This is a genomic window from Pseudobutyrivibrio sp. MD2005 (genome assembly GCF_000621865.1).
In the GTDB taxonomy this organism is placed as follows: domain Bacteria; phylum Bacillota; class Clostridia; order Lachnospirales; family Lachnospiraceae; genus Pseudobutyrivibrio.
The window spans coordinates 106,855-125,703 of record NZ_JHXE01000013.1; the positions used below are offsets into that span (position 1 = coordinate 106,855).

The 18,849-nt window shown below is 37.9% G+C and carries 16 protein-coding genes; 12 read left to right on the plus strand and 4 right to left on the minus strand.

What is annotated here, in order from left to right; genetic code table 11:
- The first annotated feature begins 1 nt into the window (after window position 1).
- From T498_RS0105400 to T498_RS0105435, 8 genes are all read left to right on the plus strand, one after another.
- Window positions 2-1,699, plus strand: coding sequence for an SGNH/GDSL hydrolase family protein (locus T498_RS0105400; RefSeq protein ID WP_028235031.1), 1,698 nt, complete (start codon window positions 2-4; stop codon window positions 1,697-1,699).
- Between the two features lie 22 nt (window positions 1,700-1,721).
- The gene (locus tag T498_RS0105405; protein ID WP_028235032.1) at window positions 1,722-3,272 is read left to right on the plus strand and encodes a glycoside hydrolase family 43 protein; all 1,551 of its coding nucleotides are present in this window, start codon (window positions 1,722-1,724) and stop codon (window positions 3,270-3,272) included.
- Window positions 3,273-3,309: 37 nt separating this feature from the next.
- Window positions 3,310-4,905 carry a sensor histidine kinase gene (locus T498_RS0105410; protein ID WP_197019920.1) on the plus strand — a complete coding sequence of 532 codons (1,596 nt, stop codon included), beginning with the start codon at window positions 3,310-3,312 and terminating at the stop codon, window positions 4,903-4,905.
- Entirely contained in the window at window positions 4,905-6,485 is a 1,581-nt protein-coding gene (locus T498_RS0105415) for a response regulator transcription factor (RefSeq protein ID WP_028235034.1), read from the plus strand. The genes T498_RS0105410 and T498_RS0105415 overlap by 1 nt, the downstream gene beginning before the upstream one ends.
- A gap of 127 nt (window positions 6,486-6,612) precedes the next feature.
- Window positions 6,613-8,277, plus strand: coding sequence for an extracellular solute-binding protein (locus T498_RS0105420; RefSeq protein ID WP_028235035.1), 1,665 nt, complete (start codon window positions 6,613-6,615; stop codon window positions 8,275-8,277).
- A 115-nt stretch (window positions 8,278-8,392) separates the two neighbouring features.
- Window positions 8,393-9,313: an ABC transporter permease gene (locus T498_RS0105425; RefSeq protein WP_028235036.1), complete on the plus strand. Its 921-nt coding sequence runs from the start codon at window positions 8,393-8,395 to the stop codon at window positions 9,311-9,313.
- A gap of 11 nt (window positions 9,314-9,324) precedes the next feature.
- On the plus strand, window positions 9,325-10,290 hold the full coding sequence (locus T498_RS0105430) for a carbohydrate ABC transporter permease (RefSeq protein WP_081779686.1): 966 nt from the start codon (window positions 9,325-9,327) through the stop codon (window positions 10,288-10,290).
- Window positions 10,291-10,332: 42 nt separating this feature from the next.
- On the plus strand, window positions 10,333-11,457 hold the full coding sequence (locus T498_RS0105435) for a glycosyl hydrolase family 8 (RefSeq protein WP_028235038.1): 1,125 nt from the start codon (window positions 10,333-10,335) through the stop codon (window positions 11,455-11,457).
- Between the two features lie 62 nt (window positions 11,458-11,519).
- On the opposite strand, the gene T498_RS0105440 is transcribed toward T498_RS0105435, so the two are convergent.
- Window positions 11,520-12,161: a DUF4867 family protein gene (locus T498_RS0105440; RefSeq protein ID WP_028235039.1), complete on the minus strand. Its 642-nt coding sequence runs from the start codon at window positions 12,159-12,161 to the stop codon at window positions 11,520-11,522.
- A gap of 216 nt (window positions 12,162-12,377) precedes the next feature.
- On the opposite strand from T498_RS0105440, the gene T498_RS0105445 reads away from it, so the two are divergent.
- Entirely contained in the window at window positions 12,378-12,728 is a 351-nt protein-coding gene (locus tag T498_RS0105445; protein WP_197019921.1) for an arsenate reductase family protein, read from the plus strand.
- 13 nt (window positions 12,729-12,741) lie between these two features.
- On the opposite strand, the gene T498_RS14990 is transcribed toward T498_RS0105445, so the two are convergent.
- Both T498_RS14990 and T498_RS0105455 read right to left on the minus strand, forming a co-directional pair.
- Window positions 12,742-13,350 (minus strand): HAD family hydrolase, encoded by a 609-nt coding sequence (locus T498_RS14990; RefSeq protein ID WP_051524616.1) that lies wholly within the window; start codon window positions 13,348-13,350, stop codon window positions 12,742-12,744.
- A gap of 22 nt (window positions 13,351-13,372) precedes the next feature.
- Window positions 13,373-13,825, minus strand: coding sequence for a CYTH domain-containing protein (locus T498_RS0105455; protein ID WP_028235041.1), 453 nt, complete (start codon window positions 13,823-13,825; stop codon window positions 13,373-13,375).
- Window positions 13,826-14,019: 194 nt separating this feature from the next.
- Here T498_RS0105455 and T498_RS14995 point away from each other — a divergent pair, with 194 nt between their 5' ends.
- A complete protein-coding gene (locus tag T498_RS14995) occupies window positions 14,020-15,555 on the plus strand; it encodes a DHH family phosphoesterase (RefSeq protein ID WP_051524617.1) in 1,536 nt (511 codons plus the stop codon).
- A gap of 5 nt (window positions 15,556-15,560) precedes the next feature.
- Here T498_RS14995 and T498_RS0105465 read toward each other — a convergent pair whose 3' ends face one another.
- Complete coding sequence (locus tag T498_RS0105465) at window positions 15,561-15,926, minus strand: hypothetical protein (protein WP_028235042.1); 366 nt, start codon at window positions 15,924-15,926, stop codon at window positions 15,561-15,563.
- A 110-nt stretch (window positions 15,927-16,036) separates the two neighbouring features.
- On the opposite strand from T498_RS0105465, the gene pepF reads away from it, so the two are divergent.
- A complete protein-coding gene (pepF, locus tag T498_RS0105470; protein ID WP_028235043.1) occupies window positions 16,037-17,833 on the plus strand; it encodes an oligoendopeptidase F in 1,797 nt (598 codons plus the stop codon).
- Window positions 17,834-17,855: 22 nt separating this feature from the next.
- Window positions 17,856-18,833, plus strand: coding sequence for a hypothetical protein (locus tag T498_RS0105475; protein ID WP_028235044.1), 978 nt, complete (start codon window positions 17,856-17,858; stop codon window positions 18,831-18,833).
- The last annotated feature ends 16 nt before the right edge of the window (window positions 18,834-18,849 follow it).

Genomic DNA, 18,849 nt, shown 5'->3' on the forward strand with positions numbered 1-18,849 from the left:
AATGGAGATAGTGAAAGCTCCAACAGATCCAGAAAAGAGTAGACCATATTTTTACATAATAAAAGATAAAGAGGTTGTCACTCAGGCCGATGAAAACGGAAAAGGAGTTGCTTATCTATATCAGAGCGATGGCAGAATGGTCAGCTCCGCTGGATTTACAGGAAATGTCACAGATGAAAAAGAATTAAAGCTTCTTGAGACGGTTGATGGTTTTAAAGAACTGATTCATTCTGTTGGCGTTTCAATTGAAATGGAGGACAAAGATAAGCAGGCTGAATTTGTATTTCAAATGTATGGTAAAAAAGATTTATATGGTGGCGGAGCAAACTTAACTACTATTGTAAATACGAATTCAAAAGAAGAAAGAATTAAGCTTTCGGAAGTGAACTGGAAGCAGGATGATGATATTCCAGGGCAAATCATAATCCATACTGATGCACCAAATCAGAAGGCATATCTTTCAGTTAGATTCTTTTTAAATGATGGGTTTGATGCACCAGAACAGGTGGAAGATAAGCCGGTAGATATAAGCTCAGCTGCATATAACCATATGATTGAACAATCGCTTGTGCACCTGGGAAATACCAAGCGTCTCGTAGAAGCTATAAATAGAGCAAAGGCAGGAAAAGATGTAAATATCTGCTACATTGGAGGTTCTATTACTCAAGGCGCGGGAGCAACGCCAATCAATACAGAGTGCTATGCATACAAATCTTTTCTTGGATTTAAAGAGCTTATGGGCGCTGGTGATAACATCCACTATGTTAAGGCGGGTGTAGGCGGTACACCTTCAGAGCTTGGAATGATTCGCTTTGAAAGAGATGTGTTAAGAGACGGCACAGTTTCACCTGATATTGTTGTTATAGAATTTGCAGTAAATGATGATGGAGATGAGACAAAGGGAAAATGCTATGAAAGCCTTGTTAGAAAGGCGTTGAAGCTTCCAAGTGAGCCGGCGGTAATGCTTATGTTCTCAGTATTTTCAGATGATTATAATCTGCAAGATAGGCTTGCGCCTGTGGGATTTAGATATGATTTGCCAATGGTGAGTGTAAAGAATGCTGTTACACCACAGTTTTACGATAGAGAGAATAGGATTCTCACAAAGAATCAATATTTCTACGACATGTTCCACCCAACAAACCTAGGTCATAAAATCATGGCAGATTGTCTAATAAACATAATGAAAAAGGCAATCGAAAAAGAGCCGGATGCTGAATACAATCCAGCTTATGAGGATGCACCAGCAATAGGAAATACATTTGATGATGTTATTCTTGTGGATAAGAAAGATAATATAGATTTGGTCTATGTACAACCAGGTGGATTCGTATATACGGATGAGGTCCTTCAGTCCGTGGAGATGGATTTAGATTTAAGTCTCACAGGCGAGTTCCCATACAATTGGATGTATGATGGTGGAAAAGGCAGTGATGCTCCATTTGAAATGGATGTGGAATGCAAGTCGCTGGTAATCATAATGAAAGATTCAGGAGAGGTTGATGCTGCCACAGCAAAGGTTTATGTGGATGGCAAGTTCGTTCGTGACCTTGATCCATACGTAAATCGCTGGTGTCACTGCAACCCACTCATCGTAATCGACGAGCCTGTAACTGGTAAGCATCACCTAGAGGTTCGCGTCGACAAAGACGACATACGTAACAAGTTCACAATCTTAGGATTTGGATTAGTTAGATAGAGAGAAAGAATAGAGGTAAAATATGGTAAAAGCACACAACCCAATACTTAAGGGATTTTATCCCGATCCATCTGCCTGTCGAGTAGGAGATGATTTTTATATTGCTTGCTCCAGTTTTGTATATGCTCCTGGAGTTCCAATTTTTCATAGTAAGGACCTTGCTCATTGGGAGCAGATAGGACATGTTTTAGATAGAGAAAGCCAGCTCCCTGTAAGCGGTGAAATTTCACGAGGTATCTTTGCTCCTACAATCCGTGAGCACAAAGGTACTTTCTATATGATAACTACAAATGTAAGTTATGGTGGTAATTTTATAGTTACAGCAAAGGACCCAGCAGGTCCATGGTCAGAGCCTTATTATCTAGGCGATGATGCTCCTGGCATCGACCCATCACTTTTCTTTGATGACGATGACAGATGCTACTATGTTGGCACCCGCCCAAATCCAGATGGAGTTCGTTATAATGGCGATTGGGAAATCTGGGTTCAGGAGTTAGATTTAAATACCATGAAGCTCACAGGTGAGTCTATGGCAATCTGGAAGGGCGCAGTGAAAGATGTTATTTGGCCAGAAGGTCCACACCTTTATAAAAAGGATGGCTATTACTATCTGCTTCACGCTGAAGGTGGCACCGGCCCAGAACATGCTATTTCTGTAGCACGCTCTAAGGAATTGTTTAAATGGTTTGAGGGGTGCCCAAGAAATCCTATTTTCACGCATAGAAATCTTGGCAAGGATTATCCAATTATTTACGCAGGTCATGGAGACCTTTTGGATGATAAAGATGGCAACTGGTACATAGTAATGCTTGCATCACGTCCTTGTGAAAAGCACTGCAGTCTTGGACGCGAAACATTTCTTGCAAAAGTGATTTGGGAAGATGGATGGCCAGTGATTAATCCAGGTATTGGAAAGCTTACAGATGAGATCGAGATTCCATTAGATGAGCATGCTTTTCCTACCGAAAATGAATGGAGTGACCAGCTTCATTTCTTCACAGATAAGTTGGATGACCGCTTGGTTGGAATTGAAAAAAGAAATGCCGATATTTATTCACTTAATGAACGTCCAGGATTTTTGAGACTATTTACTCGCCCAGAAAAGGCTGAAGAAATGTGTTATCCTTCTTATTTGGGATTGCGTCAGAAGGATTATTCATTTAAGGTAAATGTAGGAGTTGACTTTACTCCAGAAAATGAAAATGAATGTGGCGGAATAATGCTATTCCAAAATCATGCAAATCATCTGATTTTAGAAATTGTAAACAGGGGCGGAAAGAAACTTGTTCAAGTTCGTAAATGCGTTAAAGAAACTGAAGAAGTAAGTGCGACTTGCGATGCGCCAGAAGGAGTAGTTACTCTTGAACTTCAGGTTGAGCATCAAAAAGCAAAGGCCTATTTAGTTTCTGATAATAAATATATTCTTATGGAAGATGAAATAGATTTGTTACCATACACAACAGAAGAAGCAGGTGGATTTGTTGGTTGCACTGTTGGAATGTATACTTCTTCAAATGGAAATCGAAGTAAGAATCATTGTGATTTTGCATGGCTCACAGTAGAAAAAATATAAATATATAAATAATAGGGTGTAATTAATGGGTTTTCGAATGTTTTTTAGCAAAATTGCTGAGAGGGCAAATAAGAGTAAAAGAAGCTTGATGCTTATATACACTATCTTTGTCATAATTCCTATTTTGTTAATAGATGGACTGGTGGTTTCCGGGGTGTACCGTGCCGAGGAAGCTACCCAGGAACATCTTATGGAAAACGAAGCAAATGCCATTAATTACACTTTTTTTAATCAGGTGGATCAGGCTGCCAAACTGGGAAATGCTTTGTATAGCAGCTTTTATGTGGATAGATTTTTAAATGAGGAATACACCTCTAATCTTGATTATTACAATCATTATCAGAAGTTTTTTGAAGATACTTTGCTCAAGATAGTCGAAGGCCAATCAGGGCTTAATTTCTCTATTTATTTAGACAACGACACCATTACAAACGGTGGTGAGTTTCAAAAAATAGAAAAGGCATATGATGCTGATTGGTATAAATATATGGAAGCTTCCAATAGAAATAAAGGACTTTTCTTTGGAAGAAGAAAACTTGCAGATGGTAAAACAGTTAGAACCATTTATTATTTCCAGCGTCTAAATTATTATAACAGCAAGTCAAATAATTTCGTGCTTATTATAATCGACTACGGAAAATGTTCTGATAGTCTTGCAAATATGAATTTTGAAAATAGTGCATATATTTGCGATAGCAACAGAATCATAATGACTAACAGCAAATATAGCAATGTAAATAAAGATTACGATAAAAAAGATGACAGTCTTAGAATTGACTACAGACAAGAATTTAAGGTCTATGGGCAGGATCTTACTATAGAGATAGTGAATAAGAATAACCTATTCATAAGTGTAATGAAAAGAAGATGGTACCATTTCTTGTTCTTAATTCTTGTGAATATGAGTCTGCCACTATTTGTAAGTAGCCTTATGAATTCTTCATACCAAAATAAGCTTAAGGAACAGGAAACATTTGTTGCCAGAAAAAATGCTGAGCTTCTTGCACTCCATAGCCAGATTAATCCACATTTCCTTTTCAATGCTCTTGAAAGTATACGAATGCATTCGCTTTTAAAGAAGGAAACTGAGACATCTGAAATGGTAGAAAGGCTTGCTAAGCTTCAGCGCCAGTACACTGAGTGGGATGAGGATGCTGTGACAATTGCTCAGGAAGTGGAGTTCGTTAAGGCCTATCTTGAATTGCAGAAGTATCGTTTCGGTGATAGACTATCTTTCGATGTAGATATTGATGATGAATGCATGAATTTGTTGATACCAAAGCTTACTATTGTAACCTTTGTGGAAAATGCGTGCGTTCATGGTATAGAAAGTAAAATTACACCAGGATGGATTTTTGTTAGAGCTTCTTCTGATGATGAGTTTATGACTCTTGAGATTGAAGATACAGGAAATGGAATGAATGAGGAAGATAGAAAAAATCTTCTTCGCAGAATGAGATTTGCTAATATCGAAATGCTCAAAGAAAAGGGAAGAGTTGGTATTATTAATGCTTGCCTCAGGCTCAAGATGATATCAGATGAGGAAACTAGCTTTAATCTTGATTCTGAACCAGGCACAGGTACACTTGTGCAAATAAAAGTTCCAGTGAAATATTTAAAGGGGTTACACTAATGTTAGAAGTTTTATTAGTTGATGATGAACCATTCATACTCCAGGGATTACAGCTTTTAATAGATTGGGAAAAAGAGGGCTATCATATTGCTACTGCTAGTAACGGGCAGGATGCATTGGATTATATCAAAGATAACACAGTGGATTTGATTATTGCAGATATAAAGATGCCTGTTATGTCAGGACTAGACCTTTTAAAAGCACTTAGGACAGAATTAAAAAAAGATACATATTTTGTTATTCTCAGTGGTTATGCTGAATTTGGCTATGCGCAGGAAGCTTTGCGCTACGATTGTGCAGATTACATTTTAAAACCTGTTGAAAAGGAGCAGTTGCTGTCAATTCTTACACGGGTATCGGCTTTAAATACTGAGAAGACATCTCACAAGCGAGATGTTATGAAGAAGGAAAAGGCTTATATGGAGCGTACCCTGATGCATCTTTTAAGTGGTAAATACGATGCATCTGAGTTGGATTATCTTAAAGATAAGACGAATATAAGTGAAGAAAAATGCTATGTTGAAATTCAGCTAGATGATCAAACTAGTGGTGAGGAGACTCTTGATGTAGATAAAAAGCAGCAGATTGGAAAGGTTTATGCAGCAGCTTGTGACTATCTTAAAGAAGACGCCATTTTCTGTATTCGCGATATTTCAGATAGTGAGCAGGTTTTTGATATTGGTTTTATTTACAGCGAAAGCATGGGACAAAAACTACAGCTTACTTCAGAGGAGTATCTTGAATCATTTTTAGATTATATGATGGCTAATACCGGCTTGGCTCTTACTATGTTTGTGGGAAAGGATGTTGCTGATATTCGAAATATTTCAAAATCCTATGGTACTGCCAATATGCTGCATTCGCTTCAAGGATTTAGAGAAAAGAAAAACATATATTTTTATAATAAAGAATACAAGGTTGGGGAGTCTGGGCTCATCATTTGTAAGAAAGAGTTAGATGCCTTAATCGTTGCAATAGAGCGAGGCGAGCATGTAGAAATTCGTAAATGCGTAGACGATTTTTATGAGGAAATGCAAAAGACTGGAATGACACATGCCACAATGACATTAAATATAAATTACCTTTTATTCCAGCTTATACATCTTGCAAGTGAACTTGATAGTGAGGTTAATCAAGAAGAAATTCTTCGTATTATCTCAGTAAGTACATCTGATGATGGCACAAGTAGAGGTGGTAAAACACATCTTTGCAGAATGTCTTATGCATATGGAGAGTACTTAAGTCAATTACGCAAAAACGTATCAAGAGGTGTACTTGGCGATGTAGAAGAGGAGATAAAAAAGAACTATGCATCAAATCTTACACTGAAGGATTTAAGTGAAAAATATTTTGTTAATTCAGCATATTTAGGTCAGCTTTTTAGAAAGAAATATGGCTGTTCATTTAAGGATTATTTAAACAAAAAACGTATTGAAGAGGCTACAAACTTACTTCGTAAAACCGATATGAAAATATATGAAGTGGCTGAGGCTGTGGGTTATAAAGACGTTGATTATTTTGTTAACAAGTTTATAGAAGCTATGGGCTGCACACCTACGAAGTATAAAAAGAATATTTAAGATGACTCAAAGAAAGGGGGAGAAATTATAAAAATTTCTCCCCCTTTTATCTATACTTTATCCGATGAATTGTACCTTATACTGGCATAGAATATTACCATAACAAAGGAAAAACAGGAGGGTTTCTATGAAAAAGAAAATTGTTAGCGCTGTGCTTTGCGTTGCAATGCTCTCTACCATGTTTGCTGGATGCGGTAAGCAAAATGGCGGAGTAGTAAACAAAGATGGCATCAAAGAATTTACAGCATTCTTTGCAGTGCCTGGCTCAGAAATCAATGATGACAACGAAATTCAGCAGCTTATTGCAGAGAAGACTGGCTGTAAAGTAAAGGAATCATGGCTGACTGGTCAGACAGCAGAAGAAGCAATTGGTACACTTATTGCAGGTGGTGAATATCCAGATTTTGTTGATGCTGGTAATAGTTCAGTTCAGATGTATGAAGCTGGCGCACTTGTACCACTTGATGATTATATTGACAATTATCCAAATATTAAGGAATTCTTTACAGAGCAAGAGTGGGATGCACTTCGTCAGAGTGACGGACATATTTATTGGATTCCACAGTTCTCTAATATATACGGAGAGGAACGCGCATGTGTTCATAATGACGAAGCCTTCTGGATTCAGGCAAGAGTTCTTGAATGGGCTGGATATCCAAAGGTAGAGACACTTGATGAGTACTTTGACTTAATTGAATCATACAATGAAGCAAATCCAACAATGGAGGATGGAACTGAGAATATTCCTTATACAATTCTCTGTGATGACTGGAGATATTTCTGCTTAGAGAATGCACCACAGTTCCTCGATGGTTATCCAAATGATGGTTCGGTTATTGTAGATCCTGATAAGCTTGAGATTATCGATTACAACACAACTCCAACAGCAAAGAGGTATTTCCAGAAATTAAATGAAGAGTACAAAAAGGGGATTGTAGATCCTGAGTCATTCACACAGACATATGACGAGTACATAGCTAAGATTTCTTCAGGCCGTGTACTCGGTATGGTAGATCAGTGGTGGGATTTCGCATATAACGGCGAAGATGCAATTAAAGCAGCTGGACTTGATGAGCAGGGCTGCCAGTATGTACCACTTCCAATCACAATTGATAAAGGCATGAAGAATCAGTGGCACAACTCAGGCGGAGTACAAAATGTTTCAGCAGGTCTTGCAATTACAACATCTTGCCAAGATGTTGAAGGTGCACTTCAGTTTATAGATGATCTTTTAGGTCAGGATATTCATGATTTAAGATTCTGGGGTGTAGAAGGAGAAGATTATCTTGTAGATGATAATGGACTCTATTATCGAACACCTGAGATGAGAAAGCAGGCATCAGATACAGCATATAAGGCTTCACACTTATGTACATACTCATATTTCCCACAGTACATTGGTACAAGTCGTGATGGTAAGAATGCTATGAGAGCAGAGGAGCAAGAAGGCGAATTCTTTGATGGACTTTCAGAGCCAATTAAGAAGTGCTTTGAAGCATATGGCGTAAAGACATATGTTGAAATGCTTGGAACAACACCAGCTCCTGGATCTTGGTATCCAATGTATACATATTCAAGCACACTTACAACATCTACACCTGGTGGAGTGGCATGGGCTAAGATGGGTGAGATTAAACATCAGTATCTTCCAAAAGTAGTTATGTCAGAAGACTTCGAACAAGGTTGGAAAGAATACATGAAGGTATACAAGGAATGCAAGCCTGAAGATTTCATTTCAGAGATGCAGACAGAGCTTGATCGAAGAATGGAAGAAGCAGCTAAATATGAGTAGCATTTTGCTTATATTAAAAAGGTAGAGATATAAACCCCTAGAGGGCACTATATCAAAAGGTGCCCTCTATATTTTTACCCAAAATTACCATTTAGTACCTTATCGGGAGGAAAATATGACTAAAAAGAAATCCTTTAATATGGTTGATTTTAAGCACCAGAAAGTACTTATTTTCTGGGCTGCAGTAATTACTGCATACGGCTTTATTTTCTATTATCTGCCACTTGTTGGATGGGTAATGGCATTTCAAAATTATAAACCTGTAACTGGTCTTTTACATTCACAGTTTGTAGGTTTAGAGAAGTTTAAATTATTGTTCTCGGACGTAGCATTCCTTAGAGTTATACGTAACACTTTGGCAATGGGAATTATTAATCTTGTAGTTACTTTCGTTATGGCTATTGTATTTGCCATTCTATTAAATGAAATGGCGAGCAAGGGTGGCAAGAAAGTAGTACAAACAATTTCATACTTACCTCACTTCCTTTCATGGATCATCGTTACAGGCATACTTCACGATGCTCTTTCTGGAACAGGTATAATCAACACACTTTTACTTCATTTTGGTTGTATTTCACAGCCAATAAACTTTTTTGCACATGAACGTTATTTCTGGCCAATAGTCGCTTTCGCAAATGTTTGGAAGGAAACTGGCTGGAATGCAATTATATACTTAGCAGCTATCACATCTATTGATCCTTCTTTATATGAGGCTGCTGCTATTGATGGTGCAGGAAGATGGGAAAAAATAAAAAATGTTACACTTCCAGGCATCAAGCCAACTATTATGATTCTTCTTCTTATGAATGTTGGTAATGTACTTAATGCAGGCTTCGAAATTCAGTATTTGCTGGGAAATGGATTAGTACAGAATGTATCTCAGACAATCGATATTTATGTATTGAAATGGGGTATTAGCCAGGGCGATTACTCAATTGGTACAGCCGCAGGTATTTTCAAGAGCGTGGTTTCCATAGTCCTTATTGTAGTATTTAACAATATTGCAAAACGACACGGCGAAGAAAGATTATTCTAGGAGGTGTGAAAATGAATCAAAATTCAAATGTTGCTTGCACCATCCAGAATAAGGAGGGTTTTAAAGTGAAAATAGGTACAGGAACAAAATCACATAAGAAAATATCAGCTGGTGATTTAACTTTTAGAATTTGCAATGGCATATTTATGATTGTATTTGTGATAGTAACATTATATCCAGTAATAAATACGCTAGCTATTTCTTTAAACGATGGTACCGATGCACTTCGTGGTGGTATTTATTTGGTGCCTCGAGTATTTACTTGGAAAAACTATGAGACAGTACTTGCAAAAGATAACCTTATCACAGGAGCAGTTATCACTGTTGCCAGAACGATTATAGGTACACTACTTGCACTTATCACAAATGCAATACTTGCATTTATTGTTAGTCGTAAAAATTTTATGTTCTCAAAGCAGGTTTCGTTGTTTTGGGTAATCACAATGTATGTTAATGGCGGATTGATTCCTACATTCCTCCTATATAAATCAATTGGATTGACCAATAGTTTTGCTGTATATGTTATTCCTGGAATGATATCTGCTTTTAACATGCTTGTCATTAGGACATACATGAAAGGTATTCCAATCAGCTTGGAAGAATCTGCACAGTTAGACGGAGCTGGCTACACAACTATTTTCCTAAAAATTATTTCTCCATTATGTAAGCCAGTTTACGCTACTGTTGCACTTTTTGTGGCAGTAGGTCAGTGGAACTCATGGTTCGACGCAATGCTCTATAACAGAATGGCATCTGAATACACAACATTACAGTATGAGTTAATGAAACTCCTTTCTTCAGTTTCAAATCAGAGTTCATCAGCAGAAGCTATGAAGAATGCTGGTGAGGGCTCTGTTACACCTACATCTGTTAGAGCTGCTGCGACAATAATCACAATGCTTCCAATTATATGTATATACCCATTCTTACAAAAATATTTTGTAACTGGACTGACACTAGGTGGTGTTAAGGAATAAGCAAATAGGAGGCCCCACTTTAGTGGGAAGCGTAAATTATTTATGACTTATAGAAATGTTTTTTTAGAGATAGGCAAATCCCCAGCCGAAATAGAGCAAAGGGTAAACGATACATTTAACGAGATTTTCTATGGAGCTGACCGTTTTTTTGAGACAACAGAGGACGGCTCTATGGGATATCTTGTGGATACAGGTAATAACGACACACGTACAGAAGGAATATCCTATGGAATGATGATGTGTGTTCAGATGAACAAGAAAAAGGAATTCGACCAGCTTTGGAAGTGGGCTATGACAAACATGTATCTTGAAGATGGTGAAAATAAGGGATACTTTGCATGGTCAGTAGATCAAAGCGGTAGAAAAAATGCCGATGGACCAGCACCTGATGGCGAAGAGTTTTTCGCAATGGCGTTAATATTCGCAAGTCATCGTTGGGGTGATGGCGAAGGCATCTACAACTATGGCTTGAAAGCTAAAGAGCTTTTAAGAGTGTGCCTTCATCATGAAGAAATGTATGGAGGCCACAATATGTGGAATGAGGATGGGTTGATTAAGTTCGTACCTGGACTTGAGTTTACAGATCCGTCCTATCATCTTCCTCACTTTTATGATTTATTTGCAAAAAACTGCTTCGACGAAGACAAAGAGCTTTGGAAAAAATGTGCAGCAGCAAGTCGCGAATATCTCAAAAAAGCTTGCCATCCTGTTACAGGTCTCTCCCCAGAATATAGTTATTATAATGGCAAGCCTTATCCAGACCATGAACATTTCGGTGGAAGACATGACTGGTTTTATAGCGATGCATATAGGACTATAGCAAATATTGGCCTTGATTATGAATGGGCTGATAAGAACACCGACTTTGGAAAATGGTGTAAAAATACTGCCAACAATCTTCAAATGTTTTTCGAAAGCCTCCCAATCGATAAACGTAGAGGAATTTATGAGATTGATGGGACAGTACTTGAGGGAACGGCTCTTCATCCTGTTGGCTTAGCTGCTACAATAGCTCAAGCTAGTTTAGCAGCGGATGGAGAGATTGCTCTCAAGGCAGTAGAGGAGTTTTGGAATACACCTCTTCGTAGCGGTGAAAGACGCTACTTTGACAATTGTTTGTATCTTTTCGCTATGTTGGCACTTAGCGGAAATTATCGTATATGGTAATTTTTCTTCTTCATTCCTTCAAAAAAGAGGCCATGCTGGATTGCATGGCCTCAATTCTTTATTTAAATGTCTTTTGCGATATCAATGTTTTCGCCGGTGATACCTACCCAAGCTCCGTTCTTTGCTTCAGAACTTTCAGCATGAGCAAGTAACCATTTGTTTGTAGCTGTCAAAAGCTTATCTTCCTGGTTGCCTGGTGTAAACTGTGGCATTCCAACGTTTGTGCCCTTTGGTAATCCAACTAATACCTGGAAGCCTGAATCCTTGTGAGCCTGACATGGAGCATAGTGAAGAGCTGTAGCGTATACTTCAACCATAACACCCTTTGGTACAAGGAAAGCCTTTACCTTGCTTGAATCAAGTTTGTAATCGACGATTTCCTCTCTTTTAGCAAGAAGAAGGATGAAATCAGTTGCACCTAAGTTGATTTCGCTTGAACGATGATATTCAAGACAGTTGAGCTTTGTGTTGTGACCATTGCACCAACCAAACTGCATAGGCGAACCACCAAAAAGCGAATTTGTGATTTTGTCAGAAGCAGCAAGGTCCTGAAGAGCTTTTTCCTCGGCAACATAGTCTGTGCCATCAGGAATAGGAGTGTTATCTCTTAAAGCTTCCATAATCTGCTTTTTTTCATCATCGTATCCTTCGATAATTCTACCGTAATTGGTAAATTCTGGGTCTGTTACTTTTAAAATTTCCATAAGAATCCTCCTAATACATAAAGTTACTAAAATACTATAATGCTTAAGAGATTTTGTCGTATAAATAATTTAACAATTAGTGGTCAAAAATTGTTATTTAAAAAGTCCTTTTGAAATAGGAACTCATTTGGAACAAAATACTCATCTCTTTGTGTACTTTCCTTGTAGATTGCCTTTTCCTATTTTATAATAGTTAATTATAAGGAGGGTTCGATTATGAAGGTGTACTGTTACGATAGATGTACAACATGCAAAAAAGCTTTGAAGTGGCTTGATGATAATAGTATCAAGTACCAGCTTATTGATATCAAAGGAAATAATCCAGACAAAGATACTATTAAAGCGGCCTATGAGAAAAGTGGGCAGCCACTAAAGAAGTTTTTTAATACAAGCGGGCAACTATATAGAGGAATGGAATTATCCAAGAAATTGCCAGATATGAGCGAGGATGAACAGCTTAATCTTTTGGCATCTGACGGAATGCTTGTAAAAAGACCTCTAGTAATTGGAGATGATTTTGTTTTGCTTGGATTTAAAGAAGCAGAATGGCAGGAAAGGTTGTTTTAAGGGCTGATTGATGTCATTTTAAAAGTGCCTCTAATTCTTTTACTGCTATTTCGTGATTCTTATCCTTTGCGTGTACAGCGTTTAAGCCGCATTCTCTGGCACCGATAATATTTCGCTCAGTGTCATCAATAAATACACATTCACTTGGGACAAGATTGTATTTTTCTATGATACGGTTGTAGATTGCATGGTCAGGTTTTATAAGCTTTTCTTCATAGGAAAAGACTCCGCCATCAAGCATTGGAAGAAAATCCAGCTGCTTGGCAGCAAGCTGTCTCAAATGAGAAGACCAGTTTGAAAGATATAATAACTGATAGCCTCGATTTTTTAATTCCGTAATCCAGTCCTTGGCAAAATCGTATTGCCAAAGAGCATCGCCACAAGTGTCCCAGAAATGAATGATTTCATCGCGAATTTCAGGGGCATCTTTGGTGAATAATTCTACTAGTTCATCGTTTGTGAGAACGCCTCTATCTACCTCGTCCCATTTGTGATTGCCAAAAATATTAGCTTTAATCTTCTCAACTAATTCTATATTTGAGTTGAATTCTTTCATTAAATAAGCAGTCCAGTCATAGCCCACTAGAACTCCGCCTATATCAAAAATAATTGTCTTAATCATGTTGCCTCCTAAAATTAGCTTATTATTCAGCAAAAGGGTTGCCGAAAATCATATTGGAATTATGATAGCGTCTGTCGTTTGTGACGTCTTCACCAAACCAAGCAGGAGGTGTGAAACTATTTGCCTCTTCTTCGTTTGGAAATTCAACTTCCGCCATAATGAGCCCTGCCATGTGACCTTCAAATATATCTAGTTCTATAGTGTAAGGGTCTAGTGGAATAAAATAGCGCTTTTTGGTGATAAGATTGCCATCAATCTTTTCGGCCAGATGCTTGTAGCCTTCTTCTGAAATATTGGCTTCTATTTCTTCACGGGCCATAAGACCGCTACCCTTGTATGTAAGAATATATTTATCACCTTTTTTTCTAATTCTAACAACAGGCTGAGTGCTTAAATAGCCTTGTTCAATTTCGGTAAATTTATATTTTGATAAATCAGGTAATTCTTTGATTAGGAATTTTCTTTCAATCTCCATGCTTAGTACCTCCAAACAATAATAATAGCATAGCAATATGTCTTAGAAAATATTTTTGTCTGAAATGCAAGACTTTTTACATCTACGAATGACAAATTATATTCATTCTTTTATAATGAAGACATGTAAGTGTCTAAAGCTTTTTGTCGCTTACTTTGGGGTAAAGGTTTTTGGTTATTTCGGAGGATACGCATTTGAAGCTTTCACAGTTATTAGAGTTTAATAATATAATTGTACAGTGCCATAATAATCCTGATGCAGATGCACTTGCGGCAGGCTTGGCTGTGGTGAAATATCTCAAGAGTCATAAGAAAAATGTTAAGTTTGTCTATGGCGGTAATTTTGAGATTGCCAAAAGCAACCTGAAGCTAATGTTGGCAGACCTTGATATCAAAATTCATCATGTTAGATATCAGGAGCAGCTTAGTGAGCTTTTGGATATTGATGCAGATGAAAATCCAGATGTTATCATTACTGTGGATAGCCAATATGGTGAAGGAAATATTCAAAAGTTTATTGCGAAGAATATCGCAATCATAGACCATCATCAGGTAAGTAGCTTTTTGCCTGAGCTTTCAGAGGTTCGCTCTTATCAAGCCAGCTGTGCAACAGTGGTGTGGGATATGCTTCGTGCAGAGAATTATCCTGTAGAAGCTGATATAAAATTGTCTACAGCGCTGTATTATGGACTGATGACCGATAGTAATAACTTTTCGGAGTTACATCATCCTCTGGACATGGATATGCGAGACGAGCTTAATTACAGCACGTCACAGATTACCAAATTTAAAAATTCTAATATTTCACAGGAAGAGCTTAGAATAGCTGGAATTGCTCTTTTAGGTTCTGAGTATTACAGTGAGAATCATTATTCGATAGTTAAATCTGATCCTTGCGACCCAAATGTACTTGGCATTATTTCAGATATGCTTTTGGAAGTTGAAGATGTGGATTGTTGTCTGGTTTACTCTATTCACGAGGGCGGCATCAAAATATCTGTTAGAAGCTGTGTCAGAGAAGTAAAGGCTGATGAGCTTGCCAGATTTATATGCGCAGGAGTCGGAGATGGCGGTGGCCATTTGATAAAAGCTGGAGGTTCTATACGAAGAAGGCTTTTGGAGCTTCAGGAACTTGATTATACAGCCCCAACAATTCAACAATTCTTTAGAGAAAGGATGCATGAATATTTCTTGAATAACGAAATTATATATGCAGATAAATATCAGGCTGATATAAGCTCAATGGTTAAATATAGAAAAAAACGCCTACACGTGGGCTTCGTGAAGGCTACTGATGTTATGCCTGCATCTACTAAGACAATAGTTCGTACACTTGAAGGTGATGTTGAGCTTGATATAAGCGATGACACTATTATTGCTATAGGAATCCAAGGTGAAGTATACCCAATGTCACTCAAGGATTTTGAAAAGAAATATCAGGTGGAAGACACTGAGTATGTATATCCAGGAGAGTATGCTCCTACAATAAAGGATGTTATTAATGGAGTAAGCAAAGAAATTTTGCCGTATGCCCACAGCTGTGTATCCGTGGGCACCAGCGAAATATATGCAAAAGAAATTACGACTCGTACCAAGGTCTTTACCAAGTGGGATCCAGAACACTATTATCTCGGTAAGCCTGGTGATTATATGGCTGTGTCTGCGACAGACACTTCCGATGTCTACATTATCGAGCGAGACATCTTTGGAAAAACATACGATAAAATATAAAGCATTTAGAAGGATACGATGGAGAACCCATCCTTTAGTCCCTGTACCTGCAAATAAGATTTTACATCTAGTACGCGTTTGGTAAGCTTGTGACCAGTTTGGGTGAATCCATCGGATTCTACTTCGTTAAATGTGATATCATTTCCATCTTCAATACCACGTCTATCTGTGATGTGATATTTCACAATTCCACTTGCAATTCTAGCAAATTCTTCTTTTGATATAATTACGCTAACTTCAGTATTTCCACCGGCAGCACCTGTTTTCAAGGTGTTAGTATCAGCGAAAAATTGACGACCTAATTCATCCTCTTTATTTCCGTTCATAGCTTGATTTAGTCCCATTATAAGGGCTTCTCTGTTATCTGCCATGGGTACCTCCTTATGTGTTTAATCTTGTGGATAATAGCATTTTCATAATACAATGTATCTTTGAAGAATCTGTGATAGAATAATGAAAGATTAGCTTGGAGGAATGGACTATGGCGAAAGAACTAATTTCCAGGGAACAGGTGAAAATTGAAGACACCTGGAACCTTAATGATTTATATAAAAACGATGATGATTGGGAGGGGGATATTGCTCTTATCAATGAAAAAGTGGCATTGATAAAAGACTACGAAGGTAAGGTGTGCCAATCGGCATCATCACTTCTTACAGTCTTAGAAAATGCAGCAGTTGCTTCTGAAAAACTTGAAAAAGCATATAGTTATGCAGCCCGTCTTTTTGATCAGGATCAAGGAAATACAAAGCATCAGGGGATGAATGCTAGGATGTTTTCTCTGATGGCAGGGATTGGCTCTGAATTAGCCTTTATAGATCCAGAAATACTGGCTTGTGATGAAAAGAAGCTGGAGCAGTTTTACAAGGATGAGCCAGCGCTTGAACTATATAGAAAGCAAATCCATGAAATACAAAGATTAAAGGCTCATACACTTTCGGCTGAAATGGAAAAGGTTGTGGCATTAACAGCTGAGATGTCCAACACTCCTGGGGAAGTTTACGAGGCATTTACAAATGTAGATATTACTTTCCCAACAATTAAGGACGAATCTGGTGAAGACGTGGTAATTACAAATGGACGTTTTGTTCCATTGTTGATGTCTTCAAACAGGCAGGTCAGAGAGGATGCGTTCCATGCATATTATGGAAGAATGAAGGAGTTTATCAACACCTTTGCGGCTTCTTATAACGGTGAAGTAAAGCAGCGCATTTTTCATTCTCGTGTGAGAAATTATAGCTCTAATTTAGAGGCTGCAGTAGATGGAAATAATGTCTCTCCTGAGGTTTACGAGAATCTTGTGAGTACCGTAAATGCGAATTTGGATAAGCTGCATGGGTACGTTTCTTTAAGAAAAAAGTGCTTGGGTGTGGATGAGCTACACATGTATGATATCTACACTCCGATGATTTCAGATGTGGCAAAGTCAGTGAGCTATAAAGAGGCTCAAGAGACTATTTTAAAAGCTCTTGCGGTGCTTGGAGAAGATTATGTTGCACTCCTAAAAGAAGGCTTTTCAAATCGTTGGATTGATGTATATGAAAATAAAGGCAAACGGGGTGGAGCATACTCTGCAACAGCATATGGATGCCATCCTTATATGCTCTTAAACTACAACGATACATTTGATGATATGTTTACAGTAGCACATGAAATGGGACATTCAATGCATTCTCATTATTCAAACAGTGCACAGCCATATATCTATTCCAACTACAAAATTTTTGTAGCTGAGGTGGCATCTACCTGCAATGAGATTTTACTTTTGGAATATCTGCTTAAAAACTGTGATGATAAAAAGGAACGAGCATATCTTCTTAATCATTATTTGGATAGCTTTAAAGGCACAGTTTATCGCCAGACTCAGTTTGCAGAGTTTGAAAAGATTACGAATGAAATGGTGGAAAATGGAGAGTCATTGAACGCTGAAAATTTATCGTCCCTATATAAGGACATAAATGAGCGTTATTATGGTCTAGATATGATTTCGGATGATGAAATTGCATATGAATGGGCTCGTATTCCTCATTTCTATTACAATTTTTATGTATATCAGTATGCAACATCATTCTGTGCCGCAGTTGCTATTGCAGAAATGATTCTTACTGAAGGTGATGAGGCGGTTGCCCGCTACAAGAAGTTTTTATCATCAGGATGTACGGATGCGCCAGTTGAGTTACTTAAGATAGCCGGAGTTGATTTGACTACACCGGCACCTATAGAGGCTGCATTGCGCAAAATGGGAGAGATAGTAGAAGAGCTGGCAGAGCTGGTATAAAATCGTTTGCGAGGATAATGTTATGGCGAAAGCAAAATTTTGGGTGATAGAAGGTGTTAATGAAGTTATAAAGGGGTATTATACTGCCGGAAAGGGTAAGACAGCAGCTATCGAAAGCATCGATGGAAAGGTCTACGAGCTTAGATGTCAGTTTAAGGGGTACACATCTGAAAGCGAAGCCTGTCAGGCGCTTAAAGGTAGTGGCGCTGCTTCAAAAGTAGCGTCTTCTTCTGGCAGTAGCTTTAGTTTTGAACCAGGCACCTACATAGGCTCCGATGAAGTTGGTAAAATCGAGCCTTTAAAGCAGGTTATGGTAGTGGCTGTTTATGCATCAGCAGATAAGTTTGCAGCATTAAACGAGCTGGGGGTTGATGATTCCAAAAAGCTTAAAAATAAAATAGGTGCCATTGGCAAGGAACTTACAGGCTTTGAATCTTACACTGATATAGAATCAGGCAAGGTTTATGAAAACGAAAAATACGGCTTGGCGTTTTGCCCGGTAATACTTACCAGTGCCCAGTATAATGCAAAGCATGATATCATGAATGCCAATGAGGCTCTTACAGAGTTGCACAACGCAGCTAATATGACACTTTATAATCATCTCAAGAGCAAGAACATCCAGATAAAGGGATTTATCATCGATGATTATATGAATGGTTATGGAGATAAAAAGTTTAAATCATATCTTGATAATCTATCTGGAATCACTGAAAAGATTACAGATCAGGCCGGGCTGTTGGCTCATTTTGAAAAGAAAGCAGATGGCATATATAAAGAAATAGTTGGTACGGCATCAGATATTTGTGCATACATGGATTTACTTTGGCAGGAATATCTCAATGCTAAGTACGGAATGGAACTAGATTATGGAAATGATGTAAAGACAAAAGCTACACTCATCCAATCCTTTAATAGGATTAAAGAAATCGATGAGGATATGCTTGACGTCAAGCATACACAGACATACGAAGACTGGAAAAAAATAACAGGAAATTGATATTCCAAAACAGAAA